Genomic DNA, 24092 nt, shown 5'->3' with positions numbered 1-24092 from the left:
TCCGGGCTAGCGGGTGCCGCGCAGGCGGCGCCACGGGGTGAAGGTGAAGACGCCGGCACCGAGCAGGATCACCGTGCCGGCGACCAGGGCCAGGGCCTTGATGCCGCCCTCGTCCTCGGCGCCGGTCTCGGCGAGGCCGCCGGAGGTGCTGGTGCCGGTGGTGGTCGCCGAGCCGGAGCCGCCCGGCTGGGCGGCGGTGTCCAGCTCCAGCGAGACGCCGCTGCTGGTCGCCTTGCAGGGCACGTTGATCGGCGTGGAGCCTGGGGCCATCGTGACGTCGATGGTCAGCTGGTCCGGGCTCAGCGTCACCTTGCCGGTCTTGCCCGGCTTGTAGGTGCCGGTCATGTCGTTGAGGCTGACAGGGGCCTTGTCAGGGATCGGCTCCGCGTTGGCCGGGCCGGAGACCTTGACCGTTCCGCTGTCCGCGCCGCCGAGTTTGACGTTCATCGAGGGCTTGAGGGCCCCTGCCGGCAGGGCCATGGGCGCGGCCATCGCGCCCTTGGCGGTCTTGACGGTCAGGTCGTAGCTGCCGCCGTTCTTCTTCGCGTTGATCGTGACCGGGGTCTTGATGCCCCCGGGGACGACCGGGCCGCAGTCGAAGGCGACCTCGACGGCCTTGCCCGGGAAGTCGGTCTGGCCGCCGCCTCCACCGGTGGTGGAGCCGCCCGAGGTGGTGGTGGAACCGCCGCCGGTGGTGGAGCCGCCGGTGGTCGCCCCGCCCGTGGTCGTGCCGCCGCTCGTGGTGCCGCCGCTCGTCGTGCCGCCGCTGGAGCCGGCCGAGACATCGATGGTCGCCCCGCCCTTCACCTCGCCGGTCGGCGCGCACTTGGTGACGAAGGTGCCGAAGGAGAACGTGACGGCGACGTCGTACTTGCCGGGGGTCAGGGTGATCTTGCCGGCCTTGGTGAGCTTCAGCTTGCCCTTCATGGGTGACATGACCATGGGGGCCTTCTTCGGGATCGGCGGGTTCTTCTTCTCCCCGACGACCTTCAGCTCGCCCATCCCGCCGCCCACCGCGATCCAGCCGGTGGGCTGGACGGAGTCCTGCGGGATGTCCATCAGGTCCGTGTTGTTCGAGGCGGGCTTCACGGTCTCCCAGACCACGTCGACCTCGTCACCGACCTTGGCGGTCGCCGGGGCCGTGATCTTGGCGGTGGTCTCGCCCTCCACCGGGTCGCCTCCGCCGGCCGGCGGAACGCACTTGACCTTGAATGTGGCCTCGGCGGCCAGGGCAGGAGAAGCCGAAATGGCGATACCCGCGCCGCCGAGCAGCAGCGCGACCACGGCCGCGCTCACCCTCCGTTGGGTCTTCACGAATGTCCCTTCGTCGTCGAACGGTTCTCAGACGGTGCGGACGTCTGTGGTGCTGTCTCCGGCGCGCTGTCCGGGGTGAACCACGGCAGTGCCGCCGTGGGGGTCTCGTGGGTCGCCGAGGAAGTGGCCGGCGGCGGGGTGGCCGCGCGCGCGGGTCCCCGTACGGCGGGAATCCTGGGCAGGCGGGCCGTCACCGCGGCCGCCGCCTCGGGGATGCGGGCTCCCCGGTGGCGGCCGGGGGGCGCGGTGCGCGGCCGGACCTTGTCGACGACGGCCATGCCGACGCGGAAGACCGCGGCCGGGATGACCAGCAGGAGCAGGCCCCAGAACAGCAGGACCCCGTACGGCCGGTCCACGCCCCAGGGCTGGGTGGCCACGACGGTCTCGCCGTATTTGAGGGAGATCGTGTAGTCGCCGTGGGCGCCCGCGGTGAGGGCCACGTCCAGGGCGATCTCCGCCTTGCCGCCCGGCGCGATGCTGCCCTTCCAGCGGACCTCCTCCCACAGCGGGGCGAACACCCCGTGGGCGGTGCCGAGTTGGAAGACCGGGTCCTTGACGGGGGCCGAGCCGAGATTGCCGACGGTGACCTTGAACTTGCGGCTGGGCGGGGCGCCGAACCAGGTCAGCACCCCGTCGTCGCCCTCCAGCCGGACGCCGGTGAGCATCGCGAGGCGGGCCGTGCCGGATTCGGCGGGCAGCTCGGCCACCGGGTGGTCGGTGATCTTCAACGCGGCGGCGACGGTGGACTGGTCGCCGTTGACGGAGGTGACGTTGACGACGCAGGGGCAGGGCTTGGGCGGTGCCACCACGGGCAGCTGCGCGGCGAAGTGCCCGTCGTCGGCGACGGATACGGCGGCGCCGTCGGCGTTGGCGCAGCTGTTGGTACCGCCGATCATGTTCTGCCCGCAGACCAGCAGCATCACCAGGGTCTTGGCCCGCCAGCCGGTGCCGGTGACGGTGATCTCGGTGCCCTTGGCGGCCTCCTGGAGCGAGAGCGCCACGGCGGGCTTGCCCTCGTCGGCCGCGGCCGGGGGCGCCGGGAACAGGGCCAGCGCGCACACCGCCAGCCCGGCTGCGAGCAGGGCTCCGAGTCTTCTCACCTGGAGGCTCCCGTCAGTTCGTGTTCCGGTGCAGGGGCAGGTCCGGTCGCGGGCGGTGCGCCGGCCGGCGCGTTCCGGCGGGGACGGCGGGCGCGTACGAGGTACAGCGCGGCCGCGGTGGTCCCGCCGAGGGCGAGCAGGCCCGCCCCCGTCCAGCCGATGAGGTTCCAGGGCACGAGCCAGCGCGATCCGTCGCCCACCGCGCGGGCGCCGCCGGGGGCGGTGACGGTGAGGGTGACGCGCACCCGGTCCAGGACCGGGGCTCCGGGCCAGGGTTCGGTCAGCTCCACCCGCTGGCCGGGGAGCAGTTCGACGGGCAGGGCGCGGCCGGTGCGCCCCGGCACCTCGCCGAAGAGGCCCTCGGCCCGGAGCCCCAGCTCGGGGGCGAGGGCCACGTTGCCGCGGTTGACCAGGGTGTAGGCGACGACCGCGGCCGAGCCCTTGCCCCGTACGGTGACGTCCTCGACCGTGAGGGCGGCCAGGGTGGGGCCGCTGACCCGCAGGTGGACCCGTACGCCGACCTCGTGGCCGCCTTCGGTGGCGACCACGGCGGCGGGGTGGTCGCCGGGCGGGGAGGAGGGCGGAACGGTGAGCGAGAAGGGGACCACCGCACGGGTGCGGGGCGGGATCTTCACGGTGGCTCCGGCGCCGAAGCTGATCCAGGATCCGGCGCCGGTGCCGGGCCCTTCTGAGCGGCCTCCGGCCGCGGGCTTGGCCGGGCGGACCGCGAAGGCGCCGTCGGCGGTGTTGTAGGCGTCGGCCCCGCGCAGGGTGATCGTGCGCTCCTGGTCGGTGGTGTTGGCCAGGGCGAGGCGGTCCTCCAGGACGGTGCCGGGGGTGCCCGCCATGTAGTAGTACGGGCGCGTGTAATACGGGCGGACGCCGCCGGGCCGGTCGGTGGCGGCCGTTCCGGCGGCTGGCTCGGCGGTCCAGCCGGGCTCTTCGGCCGCCGCGGGGCTCGCGGCGGCCGTGTACAGCGCGGTGGCCGCGAGGAGCAGCACCCCGAGCCGCTGGAGGGTGTGGAGCACGGGCATGGCCGGGGGTGCTCCGTTCAGGACCGGGCCCGCTGGCCGCGCCGGGTCAGCCAGAGCACGCCGGCCGCGCCGGAGAGCAGCACGGTGCCGCCGAGGGTGCCGAGGGCGAGGGCGGAGTCGGTGGGGCCGGTCTGCGGGAGGGTGTCCTGCCCGTCCCCGCCGCCGGACTGCGCGGCGCCGCCGCCGGGGGCGGTGACGTCCAGCTCCAGGGAGGGTCCCGGGCTGTTGCCGGGGGTGCAGGTGGTCGTGGTGCCCATCGCCTTGATGGTGAGCACTCCGGCGGTGAAGGTGACCTTGCCGCTCTTCTTGGGCGTGTAGGTGCCCGACAGGTCGGTGATCTTGATGGGGGTGTTGGCGGGCACGGCCTCCGGGTTGGGCGGGCCGGAGACCGGTACGGAGGCCTTCTCGGCGCCGCCGACGAGGACGACGGCGCTGGGGCTCATCGCGCCCTTGCCGAGTTCGATCGGGCTGGACGAGACGCCCTTCTGGAAGGACATCGTCAGCTTGTAGCCGTCGCCTTCCTTGACGGCCTTGATCTCGATGGGCGATACCGCCGACTTGTCCCCGATCGGGGTCTTGCAGTCGTAGGCCACGTCGACGACGGCGGCGTGGGCCGCGGGGGCGGCCAGCAGGACCGCCGATCCGGCCAGCGCGGAGGCCAGCGCGAGCGCGGTGGAGCGTTTCCGGTTGGACACCTTCGTCTTCCCCTCGGGCCACAAGTTACTGACGACACATCAGATTGGTGGCTCAAGGTACGCCCGGGGCCTTGCGGAGGGAAGACAAAGGGCAGGCTGGAATTGACTGTTCGTCAGTGCACGCGGACACCCCGCTGCCACACGCCGGAAACGAGCGGGACACCCGGGCGGTAGGCGAGGTGGACGTGGCTGGGCGCGTCGAGGAGGGCCAGATCGGCGCGGGCTCCGGGGGTGACGGCGCCGATGTCGGTACGGCGCAGGGCGCGCGCGCCGCCGGCGGTGGCCGACCAGAGGGCCTCGTCGGGGGTCATCCGCATGTCGCGGACGGCGAGGGCGATGCAGAACGGCATGGAACTGGTGTAGGAGGAGCCGGGGTTGCAGTCCGTGGACAGGGCGACGGTGGCGCCGGCGTCGATCAGGCGGCGTGCGTCGGGCCACTGGGCGCGGGTGGAGAACTCGGCGCCGGGCAGCAGGGTGGCGACCGTGGTGGCGGCCGCCTGGGCCAGGGCGTCGACGTCTGCGTCGGTGAGGTGGGTGCAGTGGTCGGCGGAGGCGGCCTCCAGCTCGACGGCGAGCTGCACGCCGGGACCGTACGAGAGCTGGTTGGCGTGGACGCGCGGGATCAGCCCGGCCGCGGCGCCCGCGGTGAGGATGGCGCGGGCCTGGTCCCCGTCGAAGGCGCCCTTCTCGCAGAAGACGTCCACCCAGCGGGCGTACGGGGCGCAGGCGGCCAGCATCTCGCCGGTGACGAGGTCGACGTAGCCGGCCGGGTCCTCGGCGTAGTCGGGGGACACGATGTGCGCGCCGAGGTAGGTGACCTCCTCGGTGTGCGCGGCGGCGATGCGCAGGGCGCGGGCCTCGTCGGCGGTGGTGAGCCCGTATCCGGACTTGGTCTCGAAGGTGGTGGTGCCCTGGCGGCGGGCCTCGTCGAGGTGGCGCACCAGGTTGGCCTCGAGCTCGGCGTCGGTGGCGGCGCGGGTGGCGGCGACGGTGGTGCGGATGCCTCCGGCGGAGTAGCTGCGGCCGGACATCCGGGCGTTGAACTCGGCGGTGCGGTCGCCGGCGAAGACCAGGTGCGAGTGGGAGTCGACGAAGCCGGGGATGACGGCCCGGCCGGTCGCGTCGAACGCGGTGTCGGCGGCCGGGGCGTCGGCGGCGGAGCCGACCCAGCCCACCTTGTCGCCGTCGATGACGACGGCGGCGTCCCGGATCAGGCCGAGGGGGCTGCCGTCGCCGAGGGCGGGGTCGTTGGTGACGAGGCTGCCGATGTTGGTGATGACGGTGGTGGTCATGGTTCCTCTCGGTTTCCTGGGGCTCCGCCCCAGACCCCGCGCCTCAAACGCCGGCGGGGCTGGTTTGGGCTGGGCGGGATTGCCGCGGAGCGCCGTATCGGTCAGCCGCGGAGGGCTGCGATGGCGGAGGCGAGGGCGGACGCGACGTCCTCGACCTGGGTGTGGGCGCCGTCGCGGACCACGTGGCGGCCGCCCACCACCGTGTGGCGGACATCGGCGGCCGTGGCGGCGAACACCGCCGTCTCCGCGCCGAGCCGCGGCAGCGCGCCCGCCGTCCGGACGGAGTCCAGCGCGATCGTGGTGAAGTCCGCGAGCGCGCCCGGCTCCAGGCGGCCCGCCTCGGGACGGCCGAGGGCCGCGTGGCCGTCGGCGGTGGCGGCCGTGAGCAGGGCGTTCGCCGTCCAGTGGCCCCGGGTGCGGCTGCGCAGCCGCTCGTTGAGCTCCATCGCACGGGCCTCTTCGAGCAGGTCGATGACCGCATGGCTGTCGCTGCCCAGGGAGAGCGGGCTGCCCGCGTGCTGGAGGCGGGTCGCCGGGCCGATGCCGTCGGCGAGGTCGCGTTCCGTGGTGGGGCACATGCACGTGCCGGTGGTGGTGCCGCCGAGGAGGGCGATGTCCGCATCGGTCAGGTGCGTGTTGTGGACGCCGGTGGTGCGCGGGCCGAGCACGCCGTGGTCGGCGAGGAGCTGCGTCGGGGTCCGGCCGTGCGCGGCCTGGCAGGCGTCGTTCTCGGCGGTCTGCTCCGAGAGGTGGACGTGCAGGGGCGCTCGGCGCTCCTGGGCCCAGGCGGCGACGGTGGCCAGCTGGTCGGCCGGGACGGCGCGCACCGAGTGGACGGCGGCGCCGATCAGGGCGTGTTCGCGGGGCTTCAGCGCGCTCGCCCGCTCCGCCCACGCCTCGGCGGTGCCGTCGGAGAAGCGCAGCTGGTGCGGGTTGGGCGCCTGTCCGAAGCCCGCCGAGAGGTAGGCGGTGTCGAGGAGGGTGATCCGGATTCCGGCCGCGGCGGCGGCCTCGATCAGGGCCTCGCCCATCGCGTTCGGGTCGGCGTACGGGGCTCCGCCCGGGGCGTGGTGGACGTAGTGGAACTCGCCGACGTTCGTGATGCCCGCCAGCGCCATCTCGGCGTACACGGCCCGGGCGAGCGCGAAGTAGGTGTCGGGGGTGAGGTTCTGGGCGACCTTGTACATGATGTCGCGCCAGGTCCAGAAGGTGCCCGAGCCGACCTGGACGGTGGACCGCAGGGCGCGGTGGAAGGCGTGGCTGTGCGCGTTGGCCAGGCCCGGGAGGGTCAGGCCGCGCAGGATCTCCGCGCCGGGCGGCGGGGCGCCGACGCCGGTGCGCAGCGCGGCGATCCGGCCGTCGTGTACGTCCAGGGCGACGCCCGGCTCGACAAGGGTGCCGAGCCAGGCGTGCTCCAGCCAAAACGTCTTCACCGGCACGCGAGACCTTCCAGTACGTCGGCGAGGGCGAGGACTCCGGCGACGCAGTCGTCCTCGGCGGCGAACTCCTTCGGGGAGTGGGAGACGCCGGTGGGGTTCCGTACGAACAGCATCGCGGTCGGGACGGCCGCGGAGAGGATTCCGGCGTCGTGTCCCGCCCCGGTACCGAGGACGGGGACGGCCCCGCCCAGGATCCGGTTCATCTCGTCGCGCAGGGCGTGCTCGAACTCGACGACCGGGGTGAAGGACTCCCGGACGATCCCGAGATCGATGCCGTCCTGGTCGGCGCGCTCGCGGGCGGCCTTCTCGATGGCGGTGACGACCGTGTCGAGGGTGGCCTGGTCGGCGGCGCGCGAGTCGAGCCAGCCGCGCACGAGCGAGGGGATGGCGTTGACCCCGTTGGGCTCGACCGAGATCTTCCCGAAGGTGGCGACGGCCCCGGCGAGGGCCGCCTCGGTACGGGCGGCCAGCACGGTCGCCGCGTACGTGAGCATCGGGTCGCGGCGGTCCACCAGGCGGGTGGTGCCCGCGTGGTTGGCCTCGCCGTGGAAGTCGAACCGCCACCGGCCGTGCGGCCAGATCGCGGAGGCGATGCCGACGCGGTCCCCGCTCAGGTCCAGGGCCCGGCCCTGCTCCACGTGCAGTTCGACGAAGGCGCCGATCCGGCCCAGGCGTTCGGGGTCCGCCCCGATGATCTCGGGGTCGTATCCGGCGGCCTCCATGGCCTGGGGCAGGCCGATGCCGTCGGCGTCGCGGAGCTCGTACGCCTTCTCCTTGGTCAGCTGTCCGGCGGCGAGCCGGGAGCCGACGCAGGCGAGCCCGAAGCGGGCCCCTTCCTCGTCACCGAAGTTGGTGATGGCAAGTGGCCTGGCGAACTCCGCGCCCCTCCTGCGGAGTTCGTCCAGGGCCGCGAAGGAGGACACCACCCCGAGGGGGCCGTCGAAGGCTCCGCCGTCGGGGACGGAGTCCAGGTGCGAGCCGGCGACCACGGCGTCCCCCGCGAGGGGGTCGCCGAGCCAGGCCCACTGGTTGCCGTTGCGGTCGGTCTCGTACGTCAGCCCGCGCGACTCGGCCTGCTCCTGGAACCAGGTCCGGCAGTCGGCGTCGGCCCCGCTCCAGGCGTACCGGCGGTACCCGCCGGTGTCGGCGTTCCTGCCGATGGGTGCGAGATCGGCCCACATCTCGTGGAAGGTCACGCGTCGTCGCCCTCGCGCATCGGGATGCGGACGCCGCGCTCGTCGGCGACCGACTCGGCGATGTCGTAGCCGGCGTCGACGTGGCGGATGACGCCCATCCCCGGGTCGTTGGTGAGGACGCGGCGGATCTTCTCGCCCGCGAGGGGGGTGCCGTCGGCGACGGTGACCTGGCCCGCGTGGATGGAGCGGCCCATGCCGACGCCGCCGCCGTGGTGGATGGAGACCCAGGAGGCGCCGGAGGCGACGTTGACCATGGCGTTGAGCAGCGGCCAGTCGGCGATGGCGTCGGAGCCGTCGAGCATGGCCTCGGTCTCGCGGTACGGGGAGGCCACCGAGCCGCAGTCGAGGTGGTCGCGGCCGATGACCAGCGGGGCGGCGAGTTCGCCGCTCGCGACCATGTCGTTGAAGCGCTCGCCGGCCTTGTCGCGCTCGCCGTAGCCGAGCCAGCAGATGCGCGCGGGCAGGCCCTGGAAGTGGACCCGCTCGCCGGCCATCTTGATCCAGCGGTGCAGGGACTCGTTCTCCGGGAAGAGCTCCAGCAGCGCCTTGTCGGTCTTGTGGATGTCGGAGGCCTCGCCGGACAGGGCGGCCCAGCGGAAGGGGCCCTTGCCCTCGCAGAACAGCGGCCGGATGTAGGCGGGGACGAAGCCGGGGAAGGCGAAGGCGCGGTCGTAGCCGGCCAGCTGGGCCTCGCCGCGGATGGAGTTGCCGTAGTCGAAGACCTCGGCACCCGCGTCCATGAAGCCGACCATGGCCTCGACGTGCTTGGCCATGGACTCGCGGGCCCGGACGGTGAAGCCGGCCGGGTCCTTGGCCGCGTAGGAGGCCATGTCGTCGAAGTCGACGCCGGTCGGCAGGTAGGCGAGCGGGTCGTGCGCGGAGGTCTGGTCCGTGACGATGTCGATCGGCGCGCCCTCGGCCAGCATCTGCGGGAGCAGGTCGGCGGCGTTGCCGAGCAGGCCGATGGAGAGCGGCTTGCGGGCGTCGCGGGCCTCGACGGCCAGCTGGAGGGCGTGCTGGAGGCTGTCGGCCTTCACGTCCAGGTAGCGGTGCTCGATGCGGCGCTCGATGGCGCGCGGGTCGACGTCGATGCAGATCGCGACGCCGTCGTTCATCGTCACGGCGAGCGGCTGGGCACCGCCCATGCCGCCGAGGCCGGCGGTGAGGGTGATGGTGCCGGCGAGGGTCCCGTTGAACTTCTTGGCCGCGACGGCCGCGAAGGTCTCGTAGGTGCCCTGGAGGATGCCCTGGGTGCCGATGTAGATCCACGAACCGGCGGTCATCTGCCCGTACATGGTCAGGCCCAGGTTCTCCAGGCGGCGGAACTCCTCCCAGTTGGCCCAGTCGCCGACCAGGTTGGAGTTGGCGAGCAGCACGCGCGGCGCCCACTCGTGGGTCTGCATCACGCCGACCGGGCGGCCGGACTGGACGAGCATCGTCTCGTCCTGCTTGAGGGTCTGCAGCGTGCGGACCATCGCGTCGTACGAGCGCCAGTCGCGGGCGGCCTTGCCGGTGCCGCCGTAGACGACCAGCTTGTCGGGGTGCTCGGCGACCTCGGGGTCGAGGTTGTTCTGGAGCATCCGCAGCGCGGCCTCCTGCTGCCATCCCAGGGTGCTGAGCTCGGTGCCTCGCGCGGCACGTACGGGGCGGGGTCCTGACATGGCGGTGCCTCCTCCGATGTTGGTCAATCTATTCACATCCTGACGTCCTGAATAGATTCAGTCAACAGCTGCGGGCCGCTCCGTCGGATGATGGGATGGCGGGCATGGCTGCCGACATGGACACGCGAGGCGCCGCCGCGCGCCGCGATCTGGCCGTACGGGCCGCCGTCGAGCAGGGTCTCGTCGGCGACGCCGAGAGCGCGGAGCCCCTGGTCTGCCTGCTGGACACGGCCGGGATCCGGGCCTCGGCCGCCGCCCTGACCGCCGCCTTCGCGGCCGCGCTGGCGCCCGGCACCCCCGTCCTGCACGCCTTCGCGGTCAAGGCCGCCCCGCTCGTCCCGGTGCTGCGGCTGCTGGCCGGCGCCGGGCTCGGCTGCGAGGTGGCCGGTCCCGGCGAGCTGGCGCTGGCCCGGGCGGCCGGGGTGGAGGCGGAGCGGACCGTTCTGGACTCCCCCGCCAAGACGGCGGCCGAACTGCGCGAGGCCCTGGCCCTGGGCATCGCCGTCAACGCCGACAACCGGCAGGAGCTGGAGCGGCTCGACGCGCTCGTCGCCGCGACGCCCACCCGGTCCCCGGTCGGCGTACGGATCAACCCGCAGACGGGGGCGGGCACCATCGACGCCCTGTCCACGGCCACCGCGACCTCGAAGTTCGGGATCGCGCTGCGCGACCCGGGCGCCCGCGCATGGCTGGTACGGGCGTATCTGGACCGCCCGTGGCTGACCCGGCTGCACATCCACTCGGGCTCGCAGGGCGTCCCGCTGCCGCTGATCGCCGAGGGCGTACGGGAACTGCACGCGCTGGCCGAGGAGATCAACGCGGCGGCCGGGCGCCGCCAGGTCGACACCCTCGACATCGGCGGCGGCCTGCCGGTGAACTTCGCCTCGGACGAGCAGACCCCGACGTACGCGCAGTACGTGGCCGCCCTGCGCGGGGCGGTACCCGGCCTCTTCGACGGCTCGTACGGCCTGGTCACGGAGTTCGGCCGGTCCCTGCTCGGCAAGCACGGGCTGGTCGTCGCCCGCGTCGAGTACACCAAGACCACCGGGTCCCGCCCGATCGCCCTCACCCACGCGGGGGTCCAGCTGGCGACCCGCACGGTGTACGCCCCGGCGGCGTGGCCACTGCGGATCCTGCCGTACGACGCGAAGGGCACCCCGAAGGGCGGCGACCCGGTGGCCCAGGACATCGCGGGCCCGGCCTGCTTCGCGGGGGACCTGCTCGCGACGGCCCGGGAGCTGCCGCTGCTCGCCCCCGGCGACCTGATCGGCGTACCGGACACGGGCGCGTACTTCTTCACCGCCCACTACGGCTACAACAGCCTCCCCCGCCCGCCGATCCACGGCTTCACGGTGACCCCGGAGGGCGAGGTCCGCTTCAGCCTTGCCAGGCCGGCGCAGGGCCTGGCCGAGATCGTGGCCGAGGCGGGCGGCGCGCTCCGGGACGCGCTGCTGTAGGCCCGCCGCTGCGCGGAGCCTCTCCCCGCCCCGCCCTTTCACCGTTTCCCGGGGCTCCGCCCCAGACCCCGTACGGCGCTCCGCGCCCGCGCCTCAAACGCCGGCGAGGCTGAAATTGCCGCTGCGCGGCTATCCAGCCCGCCGGGCGGCACCTTCGAGCCCAGCTCAGCCAAGATCCAGCCCCGCCGGCATTTGAGGCGCGGGGGTCCGGGGGCGGAGCCCCCGCAACGGCGCCGCAGGGCGTCACTCCACGAACAGCCCGCGGGCGGCGGCCCTGGCGTCGAAGGCTTCCAGGCGGGCCTGCGCGTCCGGGAGCGCGTCCGCCATCGCCTCCAGCAGCACCCGCCCCAGCAGCATCGGCGCACACGCCGTGTCGAAGGCCAGCCCGGTCCCGACCGGCGCCGGGATCAGCAGGTCCGAGTGGCGGGCCACCGGGGCGAAGGCCGAGTCCGCGACCGTCACCACGGTCAGCCCGGCCCGCCGGGAGCGCTCCAGCGCGTCCACGACCTCCCGGGGATGGCGGGGCAGCGCGAAGCAGAGCAGCGCCGAGGCCCCCGCGCCGGCGGCGGCGTCGATGCGGTCCTCCATCATCGAGCCGCCCTCGTCGAGGAGACGGACGTCCGGGTGCACCTTGGCGGCGAAGTACGCGAACCCGCGCGCCTGCGAGGACGCGGCCCGCAGCCCCAGCACCGGCAGCGGGGTCGAGGTGGCCAGCAGCCGCCCCGCCTCCTGGACCGGCGAGGGGTCGGCGAGCATCGCCGCGAGCTGCCGCAGGTTGTCGATCTCGCCCTGGACCGCCTGCTGGTACTCGTTGTACGCGTCCTCGTGCACGGTGTCCGCCCGCTCGGCGGGGGCCACCTCGCGCAGGTGCCGGCGCAGGGCGGGATACCCGTCGAAGCCCAGCGCCACCGCGAACCGGGTCACCGACGGCTGGCTCACCCCGGCCAGCTCGGCGAGCTCCACGCTCGACAGGAAGGGCACCTCCGCCGCTCCGCGCACCATGCAGTGCGCGATCCGCCGCTGGGTCGGCGTCAGCCGGTGCCCCTCGAACAGCTTCTGCAGCCGCGCGGCCGGGCTGTCGCTCATTCCCGTCCCCTCCGTCCCGGTGAGATATTCAGTCACCGAGCACTCTGCATGTGGTTATGCAGCTCGGCAAGCCGCGCCCGTCATGCGGATACGGGGGCTAGCCCCAGTGCGGGGGCCTGCGGGCGCTTCCTACGGTGGGGGGATGGACGCCCACGCCCGAGAGCTGAAGAAGGAACTCGACGCCACGCTGGACGCCCGGCGGGAGCTGGGTCCGGAGTACGAGACCGCGCTGGTGGACTCGTTCGTCGAGAAGGTCGACACGCAGGTCCGGCGGCGGCTGGCGGAGGAACGGCTCCTCCACGCCCGCGGGGGCCGGCCCGAGCCGGTGGACGGGAACTTCGGCGAACGCTTCGGCTTCGCCATCATCACCCTGGTGCTGGCGATCCCGCTGTCGGCCATCGCGGCCGCGCAGGCGCATCTGAGCGGGCTGCTGGTCGCCTGGGGCGGCGTCCTCGGCGTGAACTTCATTCACGCGAGCAAGCGCCTGCGGCGGGGATCCGCCGACACGCCCTAGAGAAGATTGCGCGGGGACCGCCGCACCCCGGTTGCCCGGGGGCGGGACGACGGCGGTCCCCGCGATGGACACGGGCCGGGTCAGGGCCGTCCGCGTCCGGTGGCGTCCACGCGATCCGGGAGCCGCTCCGGAGGTACGCAACGCCGTTCGGTGGTGCCGGCCGGAGCGTTTGTGCCCCTGCCGACAACACCACTGTGCCGGAGCCGTGTTAAGCCGGTGCTGCCGTCACGTGTCCGGCCCGTACCGTTTGCGCGACGCCCGTGCACGGCCCCGTAACGGCTACTTCGCGCCCTTGGCGAGGAACGCCAGCAGGTCCTGGCGGCTGACGACGCCGGTCGGCTTGCCCTCCACCAGCACGATCGCCGCGTCCGCCTCGCCGAGCACCGCCATCAGTTCGGACACCGGCTCGCCGGAGCCGACCTGCGGCAGCGGGGCGCTCATGTGCTTCTCCAGCGGGTCGTTCAGGGACGCCCGCTGCGCGAACAGCGCGGCGAGGAGCTCCTTCTCGACCACGGAGCCGATGACCTCGGCGGCCATCACGTCCGGGTGGCCGGCGCCCGGCTTGACGATCGGCATCTGCGAGACGCCGTACTCGCGCAGGACCTCGATGGCCTCGCCGACCGTCTCCTCGGGGTGCATGTGGACGAGGGAGGGGATGCCGCCCTCCTTGTCGTTCAGCACGTCGCCGATGCGCGCGGCGGGCCCGGCCTCCTCGAGGAAGCCGTGTCCCGCCATCCACTCGTCGCTGAAGATCTTGCTGAGGTAGCCGCGGCCGCTGTCCGGCAGCAGGACGACGACCACGTCGTCCGGGCCGAGCCCCTCGGCCGCCTTCAGCGCGGCGACGACCGCCATGCCGCAGGAGCCGCCGACGAGCAGGCCCTCCTCCTTGGCGAGGCGGCGGGTCATCTGGAAGGAGTCCTTGTCGGACACCGCGATGATCTCGTCCGTCACGTTCGGGTCGTAGGCGGTCGGCCAGAAGTCCTCGCCGACGCCCTCGACCAGGTACGGGCGGCCCGAGCCGCCGGAGTAGACCGAGCCCTCGGGGTCGGCGCCGATGACCTTGACCTTGCCGCCGGACACCTCCTTGAGGTAGTTGCCCGTACCCGAGATCGTGCCGCCCGTACCGACGCCCGCGACGAAGTGGGTGATCTTCCCGTCCGTCTGCTCCCACAGCTCGGGACCGGTGGTCTCGTAGTGCGAACGGGGGTTGTTCGGGTTGCTGTACTGGTCGGGCTTCCAGGCGCCGGGCTCGCGCGCGAGGCGGTCGGACACGTTGTAGTACGAGTCCGGGTGCTCGGGGTCGACGGCGGTCGGGCAGACCACGACCTCGGCGCCGTACGCGCGCATCACGTTGATCTTGTCCATGGACACCTTGTCAGGGCAGACGAAGATGCACTTGTAGCCCTTCTGCTGGGCCACGATGGCGAGTCCTACACCCGTGTTGCCGCTGGTCGGCTCAACGATGGTGCCACCGGGCTTGAGGGCTCCGCTCTGCTCGGCGGCCTCGATCATCCGTACGGCGATCCGGTCCTTCACGGACCCACCGGGATTGAAGTACTCGACCTTCGCAAGGACGGTGGCCTGGAGGCCTTCGGTCACACGGTTGAGCTTCACCAGCGGGGTGTTGCCGACGAGGCTGATCATCGAGTCGTGGAATTGCACCATGTTCTCCAAGGAGGGGACTCCACGGGTTCTCCGGGAGGTCGGGCCAGAGTATGCCGAAAGGGATTGGCCGACCGGCCGTACGGGGCAGGAAGGTCAACAAGGACCCGGCACGAGAGCGAGGTGGCCTGAAGGGTGTCCAGGGCGAGAACGGCCCGCCGGATCGCGGCGGGGGCAGCGTACGGCGGGGGCGGGCTCGGGCTGGTCGGGGCCGCCGCGGTGGGACTGGTGCTCGCGGAGGTGCAGTTCGCCAAGCGGACGGTGGGCACCGGGCTGGGCGAACCGCCGCGCGCGGACGGGCTGTACGGGAGCGAGTTCGGCGGGCCGGAACAGAGCCCGGGGCCGCTGCGCCTGGGCATGCTCGGCGACTCCACCGCCGCGGGGCTCGGCGTACGGCGGGCCCGCCAGACCCCGGCGGCCCTGCTGGCCTCCGGGCTGGCGGCGGTGGCCGAGCGCCCGGTCGAGCTGCGCAACGTCGCCGTGTCGGGGGCCATGTCGGACGACCTGGACCGGCAGGTGAGCCTGCTGATCGACGGGGCCGCCGACGCCGGGACGGCGCTCCCGGACGTGTGCGTGATCATGATCGGTGCGAACGACGTGACGCGGCGGATGCCGCCGACCCAGTCGGTGCGCTGCCTGACCTCGGCCGTGCGGCGGCTGCGGCTCGCGGGCGCCGAGGTCGTCGTCGGCACCTGCCCGGACCTGGGCACGATCGAGCCGGTGTACCAGCCGCTGCGCTGGATGGCCCGCCGGGTCTCGCGCCAGCTGGCCGCCGCCCAGACGATAGGAGTGGTCGCGCTGGGCGCCCGTACGGTCTCCATGGGAGATCTGCTGGGCCCCGAGTTCGCCGCGAACCCTCGCGAGATGTTCGGCCCGGACTCCTACCACCCGTCGGCGGAGGGGTACGCGACCGCCGCCATGGCCGTGCTGCCGACCCTGTGCGCGGCGCTCGGGCTGTGGCCGGAGTCCGACCGCCTGGACGTGTCCCGCGACGAGGACATGCTGCCGGTGGCCAAGGCCGCCTCGGCCGCGGCCGGCCTGGCGGGTACGGAGGTCACGGCGGCCCGCGGCCCCTGGGCCCTGCTCAAGCACCGGCGGCGGCGCCGGGTCCCGGGCGAGGAGCTGCCGGGCACCCAGACCCCGGACAGCCGGGTGTCGGGCACGGCGTGACGGGCGCGGCCGCACACTGGAAGGGGTGTGGCGGCCGGCCGGTCCGGCCGCCACGACCCCGCCGCCGCCCCGGAGCGACCGGCATCACACCGCAAGGCCGGTGACCTCGACCGTACGGGGCGGTAACTTCGCTTGCGGTCCCGGTTAGAGCCGCAACACACCCTTGGAGCCCCGATGCCCGAAGCCGTCATCGTTTCCACCGCCCGCTCGCCCATCGGGCGCGCCTTCAAGGGGTCCCTCAAGGACGTCCGACCGGACGACCTGACCGCCACGATCATCCAGGCCGCGCTCGCCAAGGTCCCCGAGCTGGACCCGCGCCAGATAGACGACCTGATGCTCGGCTGTGGTCTCCCCGGCGGCGAGCAGGGCCACAACCTCGCCCGCATCGTCGCGGTGCAGATGGGCATGGACTACCTGCCGGGCGCCACCATCACCCGCTACTGCTCCTCCTCGCTCCAGACCTCGCGGATGGCCCTGCACGCCATCAAGGCGGGCGAGGGCGACGTCTTCATCTCCGCGGGCGTCGAGATGGTCTCCCGGTCCGTGAAGGGCTCCTCCGACGGCCTGCCGGACACCCACAACCCGCTCTTCGGCGACGCGGAGGCCCGTACCGCCTCCGTCGCGCAGAGCGAGGGCGCGGCCTGGCACGACCCGCGCGAGGACGGCCTGATCCCGGACGCCTACATCGCGATGGGCCAGACCGCCGAGAACCTGGCCCGCCTCAAGGGCGTGACCCGCCAGGACATGGACGAGTTCGGCGTCCGCTCGCAGAACCTGGCCGAGGCCGCGATCAAGAACGGCTTCTGGGAGCGGGAGATCACCCCGGTCACCACCCCGGACGGCACGGTCGTCTCCACCGACGACGGCCCGCGCGCCGGCGTGACCCTGGAGGGCGTCTCGGGCCTCAAGCCCGTCTTCCGCCCCGACGGCCTGGTCACGGCCGCCAACTGCTGCCCGCTCAACGACGGCGCCGCGGCGCTGGTCATCATGAGCGACACCAAGGCGCGCGAGCTGGGCCTGACCCCGCTGGCCCGGATCGTCTCCACCGGCGTCACCGGCCTCTCCCCCGAGATCATGGGCCTGGGCCCGGTCGAGGCGTCGAAGCAGGCCCTGAAGCGGGCCGGCCTGACGGTCGGCGACATCGACCTGTTCGAGATCAACGAGGCCTTCGCGGCGCAGGTCATCCCGTCCTACCGGGACCTGGAGATCCCGCTGGACAAGCTGAACGTCAACGGCGGGGCCATCGCCGTCGGTCACCCGTTCGGGATGACCGGTGCCCGCATCACCGGCACTCTGATCAACAGCCTGCAGTTCCACGACAAGCAGTTCGGCCTCGAAACCATGTGCGTGGGCGGCGGCCAGGGCATGGCCATGGTCATCGAGCGGCTGAGCTGAGCCGTAGCGGAGGGTAGGGGCTGCCCCGAGGGACGAGGGGCGGCACCTGCCCGCAGCGGTGGCGAGGCTCAGCGCGATCAAGAGATCGAGCGGCTGAGCTGAGCCGTAGCGGAGGGTAGGGGCTGCCCCGAGGGACGAGGGGCGGCACCTGCCCGCAGCGGTGGCGAGGCTCAGCGCGATCAAGAGATCGAGCGCCTGAGCTAGTTCGGCCCCCAGACGCCGCAAGGGATCCGCCTTGATCCCTTCTGGCGTACTGACGCCGAATCTAACCCCGTCGCGGCCGACCTGTGACCGAATCTCCCCCAGGATGTGACCTATCTCCTGGGGGATCGGCATTTCTGCAGGTCAGACGATATGCGGACAGGCCTTTTGGGACGAAAGACCTGTCCAATTCATGACGTAATGCACTGCATGCCATTCCCAGGTCGGGTCAAGCTGATGTAGGAAGTCGGGGGATCGAATCAATCAGGAGTTAGTCAGTGAGCGCCATGTCTCTTGCCCTGCTGCTGACCACGGCCGCTGCCACGGCCGTGGGCGCTGCTGCGCTGCACGCCGTCCACGGTCTGCGTAAGCAGGTCACGGCCCTGCGCGGTGAGCTGGCCCTGCCGGTCCAGTCGCGCGGTGCGACCGTGCCGCACGCCCGCAGCGCCGTGGAGTCCCCCGCCGCCGAGATACGAGCCGCCGTGGCCGAAGCCCTCGCCGAGGAGCGCGAGCGCGAGCTGGCCGAGGCGCGTGCCTTCTGGGCCGCTCAGGAGGCCCGCGACGCCGCCGACGCGTCCCCCCGCTTCGCCGGGGAGACCCCCGGAGCGCTGCTGGGCGGCCTGCCCGGCCTCGGCGAGGACAGCCCCGTCTTCCTGCCCCGCCAGGCCGACCTGGTGGGTCTGGAGCCGGCGCTGGGCGAGGAATCCCTCGAGGAGTACCCCGAGGACTCGGCCGAGCTGGCCGCAGCCCGCCGGCGCCACCCCTCGCACCCCGACTTCGTGCCGGTCCAGTCGCACCCCGGCGCGGACCACGAGCGCACCGTCAGCCGCCTCGAGGAGCTCGCGGAGGCCCGTACGGCCCTCGCGGACGTCCGGCCGGGCCCCCTGGGCACCCTGGACGTGTACGTCTTCACGGACGGCACCACGCTCTGCATGACCCCGGGACACCGGGAGACCGCGGAGCGGCTCGCCGAGGCCCTGCGTTCGGGCACCGCGCCGGTGCTGCTGGGCGGCTCGGGCATCTCCGGCGCCTACGCGCTCACCTTCTCCTGCGGTGACGCCGAGGACCCGGACAGCAACGTCTACATCCTCGCGGACCGCGTCATCGCATCGCTCTGACTTCCGCCTGCTCCACCCGTCGCACGGCCTCGTCCAGCATCTCGGACGGGGCCTTCGCGCTGCCCCCCTCGCCTGCGGCGCGCAGCGCCTGGGCGAGGTCCTGCCCGGCCACCGCCACCTGGTCCCCGACGACGAAGATCCCCGCGTCCGGCATCTCGTGCGGCGGGAGGTCCTCCAGGTTCCGCGCCCGCGCGGCGAGATCCCGGGCCAGCTCCAGCGCCGCGGCGGCGGCTCCTTGCTGGAGGCGGCTCTGCGGCGCGGCCCGCAGCCGGTCGGCGAAACGTTCCACGACGGCGGTCAGGGGCGAAGTATCAAGCACCCGGCCGACCTTACGCGCCGTCCCGGCACCATTGCCAACGGGCGAACTCTCCGGCACGGTGGCGTGAAGAGAACAGCACGGCGATACCTCCGGAGGCGCCCATGTCCGTAGAGTTCTCCGAGCAGACACACCGCAACATGATCGACAGAATCCCCCAGTGCACCGGTCGTGAGCTCTCCGACTGGCTCCGTACCGTCGACGAAGGCCCCTCCCTCGTCCGGTTCGAGGAGAAGGTCAGCTGGCTGCGCGGCGCGCACGAACTGTCCTACGGCCAGGCCAAAGCGATCATCCACGAGTACGACCTGCGCAGAGCCGCCCGCCGGTTCGGCTGAGCCCTCCCCCCGACTCCCGTACCCCCTAGATGCGGGAAGGCCCCGCGAGCGGATTGCTCGCGGGGCCTTCCCCAAGCTGTGCGCAGGCCGTACGGCGTGCGGGTCCTGCTAGTCGTTGCCCGAGAGGATCTGGAAGATGCGGAGCATCTCCAGGTAGATCCACACCAGGGTCAGCGTCAGGCCGAAGGCGGCCAGCCAGGCCTCCTCGCGCGGGGCTCCGTACGTCAGGGCGTCCTCGACCTGCTTGAAGTCGAGGGCGAGGAAGCACGCGCCGAGGATGACGCCGATGGCGCCGAACAGCAGGCCGAGGCCGCCGCTGCGGAAGCCGAGGCCGTCACCGCCGCCGAAGAGCGCGAACAGCGAGTTCGCGACCATGAGCAGGATGAAGCCCATGGCGGCGGCCATCACGAAGCCGGTGAAGCGCCGGTTGACCCGGATCCAGCCCATCTTGTAGGCGAGGAGCACGGCGGCGAAGACGCACATCGTGCCCATCACGGCCTGGATGACGACACCCGCGCTGAGGTAGGTGCTGGTCGCCGCGCTGATGACGCCGAGGAAGACACCCTCCAGCGCCGCGTATCCCAGGATCAGGGCAGGGACCGGCTTGCGCTTGAAGGACTGGACCATGGCCAGGACGAACGCCACGAGGGCCGCGCCGATGGCGATGCCGTACGACTTGCCCAGGTTGGCCGGGTCGACCGGCAGCAGGATCCAGGACAGGGTCGCCGTCAGGATGAGCACACCGAGCGTCATGCCCGTGCGGCTCACGACGTCGTCCATGGTCATCGCGTTGGCGCGCACCGGTGCCTGCGGCATGCCCGTGGCCGGGTCGGTCGCATACGGGTTGGTCGCGTACGGGTTGGTCGCGGTCCCGGCCTGCTGGTGCTGGCGCGCGTCGAACCCCGCGTAGCCACCGTTGTCGCGGCTGAACCCCCGTCGCGAGAAGACCGGGTTACTGCTCCTCATCTCACTCCTCCGTGGCCACCGAGCGCGGCCTTGCAACAAGAGTAATGCGCTCGCAAAGAAAGCACCCTACTGCTGAAGGAGGATCTTAGGAGAAGGCAGGGCGAAGCGCAGGGGATAAACCGTCCGACCCTCGCGCCTACGGAGTGCCCGGAGCCGGACTTGAACCGGCACGGCCCGAAGGCCAGCGAGGTTTAAGCTCGCCGTGTCTGCATTCCACCATCCGGGCAGGGCGTGGCGGCCCCCGTGGAAAAAGCCTTGAACGCTGCGCCGAGCCTATCCGGAACGGTCTTGTCACCAACGGGCCGTCTATCCGATGTTGTCTGATTTTATTGGCGCTTGAGGGGTCGTCAGACGCGAGAACACACGGTCGGCTGCTTCTCGGCGACGATCACGCCCGACCTGGGAATGACGGGATTTCGATGGCCTGTCCAGGTTCGGCGCCGGGCCCGCGCCACCCCGCGCGCCACCCTCCCCGCCACCCCCGCGGCTCCGCCCGGTCGTCAGGGCCCTGTCATACCAGAGGAGGAGGCGGACGCGCCCGCGGTCAGACTCGAGTGGCCCTGGGAACGGGCACCGCGGCTGATCCGGAGCGGGGGTGGGCACGGCGACGATGGAAGCGTCCCGCAGATGAGCAGACCGACGCCGGTCCGCAGCCCCCGCCCCGACAGGAGTCGCTTCCGTGACCACCACGAACTACGCCCCGCACACCACCCAGGCCGTGGCCGCCCGCGCCACCGGCCTCTCCAAGGTGTACGGCCAGGGCGAGACCCAGGTGGTCGCCCTCAACAACGTCTCCGTGGACTTCGCGCAGGGCCAGTTCACCGCGATCATGGGCCCCTCGGGCTCCGGCAAGTCCACGCTGATGCACTGCGTCGCCGGCCTGGACACCTTCTCCGCCGGATCGGTGCGCATCGGCGAGACCGAGCTTGGCTCCCTCAAGGACAAGCAGCTCACCCAGCTGCGCCGGGACAAGATCGGCTTCATCTTCCAGGCCTTCAACCTGCTGCCGACCCTGACGGCCCTGGAGAACATCACGCTCCCCATGGACATCGCCGGCCGCAAGCCCGACAAGCAGTGGCTGGACGCGGTGATCAGCATGGTCGGCCTCTCCGACCGCCTCTCCCACCGCCCCACCCAGCTCTCCGGTGGCCAGCAGCAGCGCGTGGCCGTCGCCCGCGCCCTGGCCTCCCGCCCCGAGATCATCTTCGGCGACGAGCCCACCGGAAACCTCGACTCCCGCTCCGGCGCCGAGGTCCTCGGCTTCCTGCGCAACTCCGTCCGCGAGCTCGGCCAGACCGTCGTGATGGTCACGCACGACCCGGTCGCCGCCTCCTACGCGGACCGCGTCATCTTCCTCGCCGACGGCTCGATCGTCGACGAGATGATCAGCCCCACCGCCGACAGCGTGCTGGACCGCATGAAGGCGTTCGACGCCAAGGGCCGCACCAGCTGACCCGGGGTCACCCTCAGGGGGTGTCCGGTCACCCCCCAGCCCTCCTCCAGACTTCCAGCCCCAGGACTGAGACCCCATGTTCCGTACCGCCCTGCGCAACGTGCTCGCGCACAAGGCCAGGCTGCTGATGACGGTGCTCGCCGTCACCCTCGGCGTCGCCTTCGTGTCCGGCACCCTCGTCTTCACCGACACCCTCAAGAAGTCCCTCTCCAGCCAGTCCGCCAAGAGCTACGACGGCGTGGCCGTCTCCGTCACCGCCTACGGCCAGACCCGCGGCGACAACGGCGAGAAGGAGGGTGAGCCGGGCCTCAGCCAGGCGACCCTCGACAAGGTCAAGGCCCTGAACGGCGTCGACTCCGTCTCCGGCCGCGTCTCCGGCTTCGCCGGCGTGGGCGACGAGAACGGCAAGCTGATCGGCGCCGGCTGGTCCAACAAGGGCTCCAACTACACGCCCGTCAAGGACGGCAAGGACCCGCGCTACGCCTTCGCCCAGGGCGCCGGCCCGGTCAAGGCCGACGAGGTCGCGCTCGACAAGGCGACCGCGGACAAGGGCAAGTACCAGGTCGGCGACAAGGTCCGCGTCGCCACCAACGGCCCGGTCAAGGAGTACGCCCTCGCCGGCGTCTTCACCACGGAGGACGGCGCGGTCCAGGCCGGCGGCAGCCTGGTGCTCTTCGACACCAAGGTCGCCCAGGAGCTCTACCTCAAGCCCGGCTACTTCAGCGAGCTGTCGGTGGCCGCCAAGTCCGGTGCCTCCGCCGACCAGCTGCTCGCCGAGATCAAGCCGCTGCTCGACAGCAAGAACACCAAGGCGCAGACCGGCGCGGCGCTCGCCGCCGAACAGGCGAAGGACATCGAGAAGGGCCTCAGCCAGATGAGCACCATGCTGCTCGTCTTCGCCGGCATCTCGCTCTTCGTCGGCATCTTCCTCATCTACAACACCTTCACCATGCTGGTCACCCAGCGCACCAAGGAGCTGGCCCTGCTCCGCGCCGTCGGCGCCAACCGCGGCCAGGTCATGCGCTCGGTCCTCGCCGAGGCCCTGGTCGTCGGCATCCTGTCCGCCGTCGTCGGCCTGCTCGGCGGCATCGGCCTGGCGATCGGCATCCGCTCCCTGATCGGCTCCTTCGGCGCCAAGCTGCCGGGCGGCGGCCTCGTGATCGCGCCGGGCACCATCGTCGCGGCCCTGGTCGTCGGCGTCCTGGTCACCACGGTCGCCGCGGTCCTGCCCGCGTGGCGCACCGGCCGGATCGCCCCGGTCGCCGCCATGGGCAGCGCCCACCTGCCGGCCAGCTCGAAGTCCCTGGTCCTGCGCAACGTCATCGGCTCCGTCCTCGGGCTCCTCGCCGTCGGCCTGGTCCTGCTCGGCGTCTCCCAGGGCGGGGACGAAGGCCGCATGCTCATCGGCGCGGGCGCGTTCTTCATGCTCATCGGCATGATCGTGCTGCTGCCGCTGCTCTCCCGGCCGGTCATCGGGGCCGTCCGCCCCCTGCTGCAGAAGGTGTTCGGGGTCCCCGGCAAGCTGGCCGCGCAGAACGCCGTACGCAACCCGCGCCGCACCGCCGTCACCGCCGCCTCCCTGGCGATCGGCCTGACCCTGGTCACCACCCTGTCGGTGCTCGGCATCACCGTCGGCAAGGTCGTCGACCGCATGAGCACCGAGAAGCTCCGGGCCGACTACAAGGTCTCCATGTCGGACGACATGGGCAGCCTGGACAAGTCGGTCGCCGAGACCCTGGCGAAGACCCCCGGGATCAAGGCGGTCTCCCCGCAGGCGGCGGGCTACTTCAAGGTCGGCGAGGACTTCCGCTCGGCTTCCGGCGTCACCCCCTCCACCATCGGCCAGATGCTGAACATGGAGGTCACCAGCGGTTCGCTGGACAGCCTCGGCAAGGGCGAGGTCGCGGTCGCCGAGAAGGCGGCGAAGAAGCAGAACCTCGCCGTCGGCTCCACCCTCCAGGTCATGTTCGACGACGGCCAGAAGGGCTCCCTGAAGGTCGGCGCCGTCTACAAGGACATGGAGGGCCTGCTCTCCCCGTACGTCCTCGACAACAAGATCCTCAGCGAGCACAGCGAGGACCAGTACATCCCCGAGGTGTACGTCAACGTCGACGGCGGGGCCTCCAAGGCCGGCCAGCAGAAGGTCGTCGACGCCCTCGGCAAGAACCCGGCGATCACCGTCGCCACCCAGCAGGACATGCGCAACGAGATGGGCGGCATGATCAACACGATGCTGAACATCATGTACGGCCTGCTCGGCATGGCGCTGATCATCTCGGTGCTCGGCGTGGTCAACACCCTGGCGATGTCCGTCTTCGAGCGGACCCAGGAGATCGGCATGCTGCGGGCGATCGGCCTCGACCGGAGCCGGGTCAAGAACATGATCCGCCTCGAGGCCGTGGTGATCTCGCTGTTCGGCGCGGTCCTGGGCGTCGCCATCGGCATCTTCCTCGCCTGGGCCGTCGGCAGCACGCTGGCGAAGTCCATGCCGAACTACGAGCTGGTCCTCCCGTACGACCGGATCGGCGTCTTCCTCCTGCTGGCCGCCGTGGTCGGTGTCCTGGCCGCCATGTGGCCGGCCCGCAGCGCCGCCCGGCTGAACATGCTCACCGCCATCAAGACGGAGTAGCGGACCGGCGGTTCAGGACGTACGGAAGGGCCCCGGGGCGCATGCCCCGGGGCCCTTCC

At 72.2% G+C, this 24092-nt stretch carries 20 protein-coding genes and 1 tRNA gene; 8 read left to right on the top strand and 13 right to left on the bottom strand.

Annotated elements, in window-relative coordinates:
- Window positions 1-6: 6 nt before the first annotated feature.
- The 8 genes from OHA89_RS22630 to hutU form a co-directional block, all read right to left on the bottom strand.
- On the bottom strand, window positions 7-1314 hold the full coding sequence (locus tag OHA89_RS22630) for a hypothetical protein (protein WP_266609516.1): 1308 nt from the start codon (window positions 1312-1314) through the stop codon (window positions 7-9).
- On the bottom strand, window positions 1311-2414 hold the full coding sequence (locus OHA89_RS22625; protein ID WP_406366951.1) for a hypothetical protein: 1104 nt from the start codon (window positions 2412-2414) through the stop codon (window positions 1311-1313). Before OHA89_RS22625 ends, OHA89_RS22630 begins: the two co-directional genes overlap by 4 nt.
- Window positions 2411-3448, bottom strand: a complete 1038-nt coding sequence (locus OHA89_RS22620; RefSeq protein ID WP_406366950.1) for a hypothetical protein — start codon at window positions 3446-3448, stop codon at window positions 2411-2413. Before OHA89_RS22620 ends, OHA89_RS22625 begins: the two co-directional genes overlap by 4 nt.
- Window positions 3449-3465: 17 nt before the next feature.
- A complete protein-coding gene (locus OHA89_RS22615; protein ID WP_215139428.1) occupies window positions 3466-4143 on the bottom strand; it encodes an LPXTG cell wall anchor domain-containing protein in 678 nt (225 codons plus the stop codon).
- Window positions 4144-4256: 113 nt separating this feature from the next.
- A complete protein-coding gene (gene hutI / locus OHA89_RS22610; protein WP_266609513.1) occupies window positions 4257-5435 on the bottom strand; it encodes an imidazolonepropionase in 1179 nt (392 codons plus the stop codon).
- Between the two features lie 101 nt (window positions 5436-5536).
- Entirely contained in the window at window positions 5537-6874 is a 1338-nt protein-coding gene (locus OHA89_RS22605) for a formimidoylglutamate deiminase (RefSeq protein ID WP_406366949.1), read from the bottom strand.
- Window positions 6865-8055, bottom strand: a complete 1191-nt coding sequence (locus OHA89_RS22600) for an allantoate amidohydrolase (RefSeq protein WP_406368561.1) — start codon at window positions 8053-8055, stop codon at window positions 6865-6867. The genes OHA89_RS22605 and OHA89_RS22600 overlap by 10 nt, the downstream gene beginning before the upstream one ends.
- 11 nt (window positions 8056-8066) lie before the next feature.
- Window positions 8067-9731 (bottom strand): urocanate hydratase, encoded by a 1665-nt coding sequence (hutU, locus tag OHA89_RS22595; protein WP_257556049.1) that lies wholly within the window; start codon window positions 9729-9731, stop codon window positions 8067-8069.
- 104 nt (window positions 9732-9835) lie between these two features.
- On the opposite strand from hutU, the gene OHA89_RS22590 reads away from it, so the two are divergent.
- Window positions 9836-11188 carry a diaminopimelate decarboxylase gene (locus OHA89_RS22590; protein ID WP_266609510.1) on the top strand — a complete coding sequence of 451 codons (1353 nt, stop codon included), beginning with the start codon at window positions 9836-9838 and terminating at the stop codon, window positions 11186-11188.
- Window positions 11189-11431: 243 nt separating this feature from the next.
- Here OHA89_RS22590 and OHA89_RS22585 read toward each other — a convergent pair whose 3' ends face one another.
- A complete protein-coding gene (locus OHA89_RS22585) occupies window positions 11432-12274 on the bottom strand; it encodes a MurR/RpiR family transcriptional regulator (protein WP_266609509.1) in 843 nt (280 codons plus the stop codon).
- 142 nt (window positions 12275-12416) lie between these two features.
- Here OHA89_RS22585 and OHA89_RS22580 point away from each other — a divergent pair, with 142 nt between their 5' ends.
- Window positions 12417-12788 carry a hypothetical protein gene (locus tag OHA89_RS22580; protein ID WP_266609508.1) on the top strand — a complete coding sequence of 124 codons (372 nt, stop codon included), beginning with the start codon at window positions 12417-12419 and terminating at the stop codon, window positions 12786-12788.
- A 279-nt stretch (window positions 12789-13067) separates the two neighbouring features.
- Here OHA89_RS22580 and OHA89_RS22575 read toward each other — a convergent pair whose 3' ends face one another.
- Entirely contained in the window at window positions 13068-14450 is a 1383-nt protein-coding gene (locus OHA89_RS22575) for a cystathionine beta-synthase (protein ID WP_257559420.1), read from the bottom strand.
- Window positions 14451-14585: 135 nt separating this feature from the next.
- On the opposite strand from OHA89_RS22575, the gene OHA89_RS22570 reads away from it, so the two are divergent.
- From OHA89_RS22570 to OHA89_RS22560, 3 genes are all read left to right on the top strand, one after another.
- Window positions 14586-15620, top strand: coding sequence for an SGNH/GDSL hydrolase family protein (locus OHA89_RS22570; protein ID WP_266609507.1), 1035 nt, complete (start codon window positions 14586-14588; stop codon window positions 15618-15620).
- A gap of 174 nt (window positions 15621-15794) precedes the next feature.
- On the top strand, window positions 15795-17015 hold the full coding sequence (locus OHA89_RS22565) for an acetyl-CoA C-acetyltransferase (RefSeq protein ID WP_215139436.1): 1221 nt from the start codon (window positions 15795-15797) through the stop codon (window positions 17013-17015).
- Window positions 17016-17503: 488 nt separating this feature from the next.
- Entirely contained in the window at window positions 17504-18334 is an 831-nt protein-coding gene (locus OHA89_RS22560; RefSeq protein ID WP_215139472.1) for a hypothetical protein, read from the top strand.
- Here the strand turns inward: OHA89_RS22560 and OHA89_RS22555 are convergent.
- Window positions 18318-18653 (bottom strand): hypothetical protein, encoded by a 336-nt coding sequence (locus tag OHA89_RS22555; RefSeq protein ID WP_257556040.1) that lies wholly within the window; start codon window positions 18651-18653, stop codon window positions 18318-18320. The two genes, OHA89_RS22560 and OHA89_RS22555, sit on opposite strands and share 17 nt — an antisense overlap.
- Before the next feature lie 101 nt (window positions 18654-18754).
- Between OHA89_RS22555 and OHA89_RS22550 the strand changes: the two genes are divergently transcribed.
- Window positions 18755-18985 carry a DUF4287 domain-containing protein gene (locus tag OHA89_RS22550; RefSeq protein WP_215139438.1) on the top strand — a complete coding sequence of 77 codons (231 nt, stop codon included), beginning with the start codon at window positions 18755-18757 and terminating at the stop codon, window positions 18983-18985.
- A gap of 108 nt (window positions 18986-19093) precedes the next feature.
- Here OHA89_RS22550 and OHA89_RS22545 read toward each other — a convergent pair whose 3' ends face one another.
- Both OHA89_RS22545 and OHA89_RS22540 read right to left on the bottom strand, forming a co-directional pair.
- Window positions 19094-19951, bottom strand: coding sequence for a Bax inhibitor-1/YccA family protein (locus OHA89_RS22545; RefSeq protein WP_257556038.1), 858 nt, complete (start codon window positions 19949-19951; stop codon window positions 19094-19096).
- A 144-nt stretch (window positions 19952-20095) separates the two neighbouring features.
- Window positions 20096-20177: transfer RNA gene (locus tag OHA89_RS22540), tRNA-Leu, on the bottom strand.
- A gap of 453 nt (window positions 20178-20630) precedes the next feature.
- On the opposite strand from OHA89_RS22540, the gene OHA89_RS22535 reads away from it, so the two are divergent.
- Window positions 20631-21404, top strand: coding sequence for an ABC transporter ATP-binding protein (locus OHA89_RS22535; RefSeq protein ID WP_257556036.1), 774 nt, complete (start codon window positions 20631-20633; stop codon window positions 21402-21404).
- A gap of 76 nt (window positions 21405-21480) precedes the next feature.
- Window positions 21481-24033, top strand: a complete 2553-nt coding sequence (locus OHA89_RS22530; protein WP_406366948.1) for an ABC transporter permease — start codon at window positions 21481-21483, stop codon at window positions 24031-24033.
- The last annotated feature ends 59 nt before the right edge of the window (window positions 24034-24092 follow it).

Source organism: Streptomyces sp. NBC_01546, from assembly GCF_045208355.1.
Taxonomy (GTDB): domain Bacteria; phylum Actinomycetota; class Actinomycetes; order Streptomycetales; family Streptomycetaceae; genus Streptomyces.
This window is presented reverse-complemented; position numbering and strand designations above follow the sequence as displayed.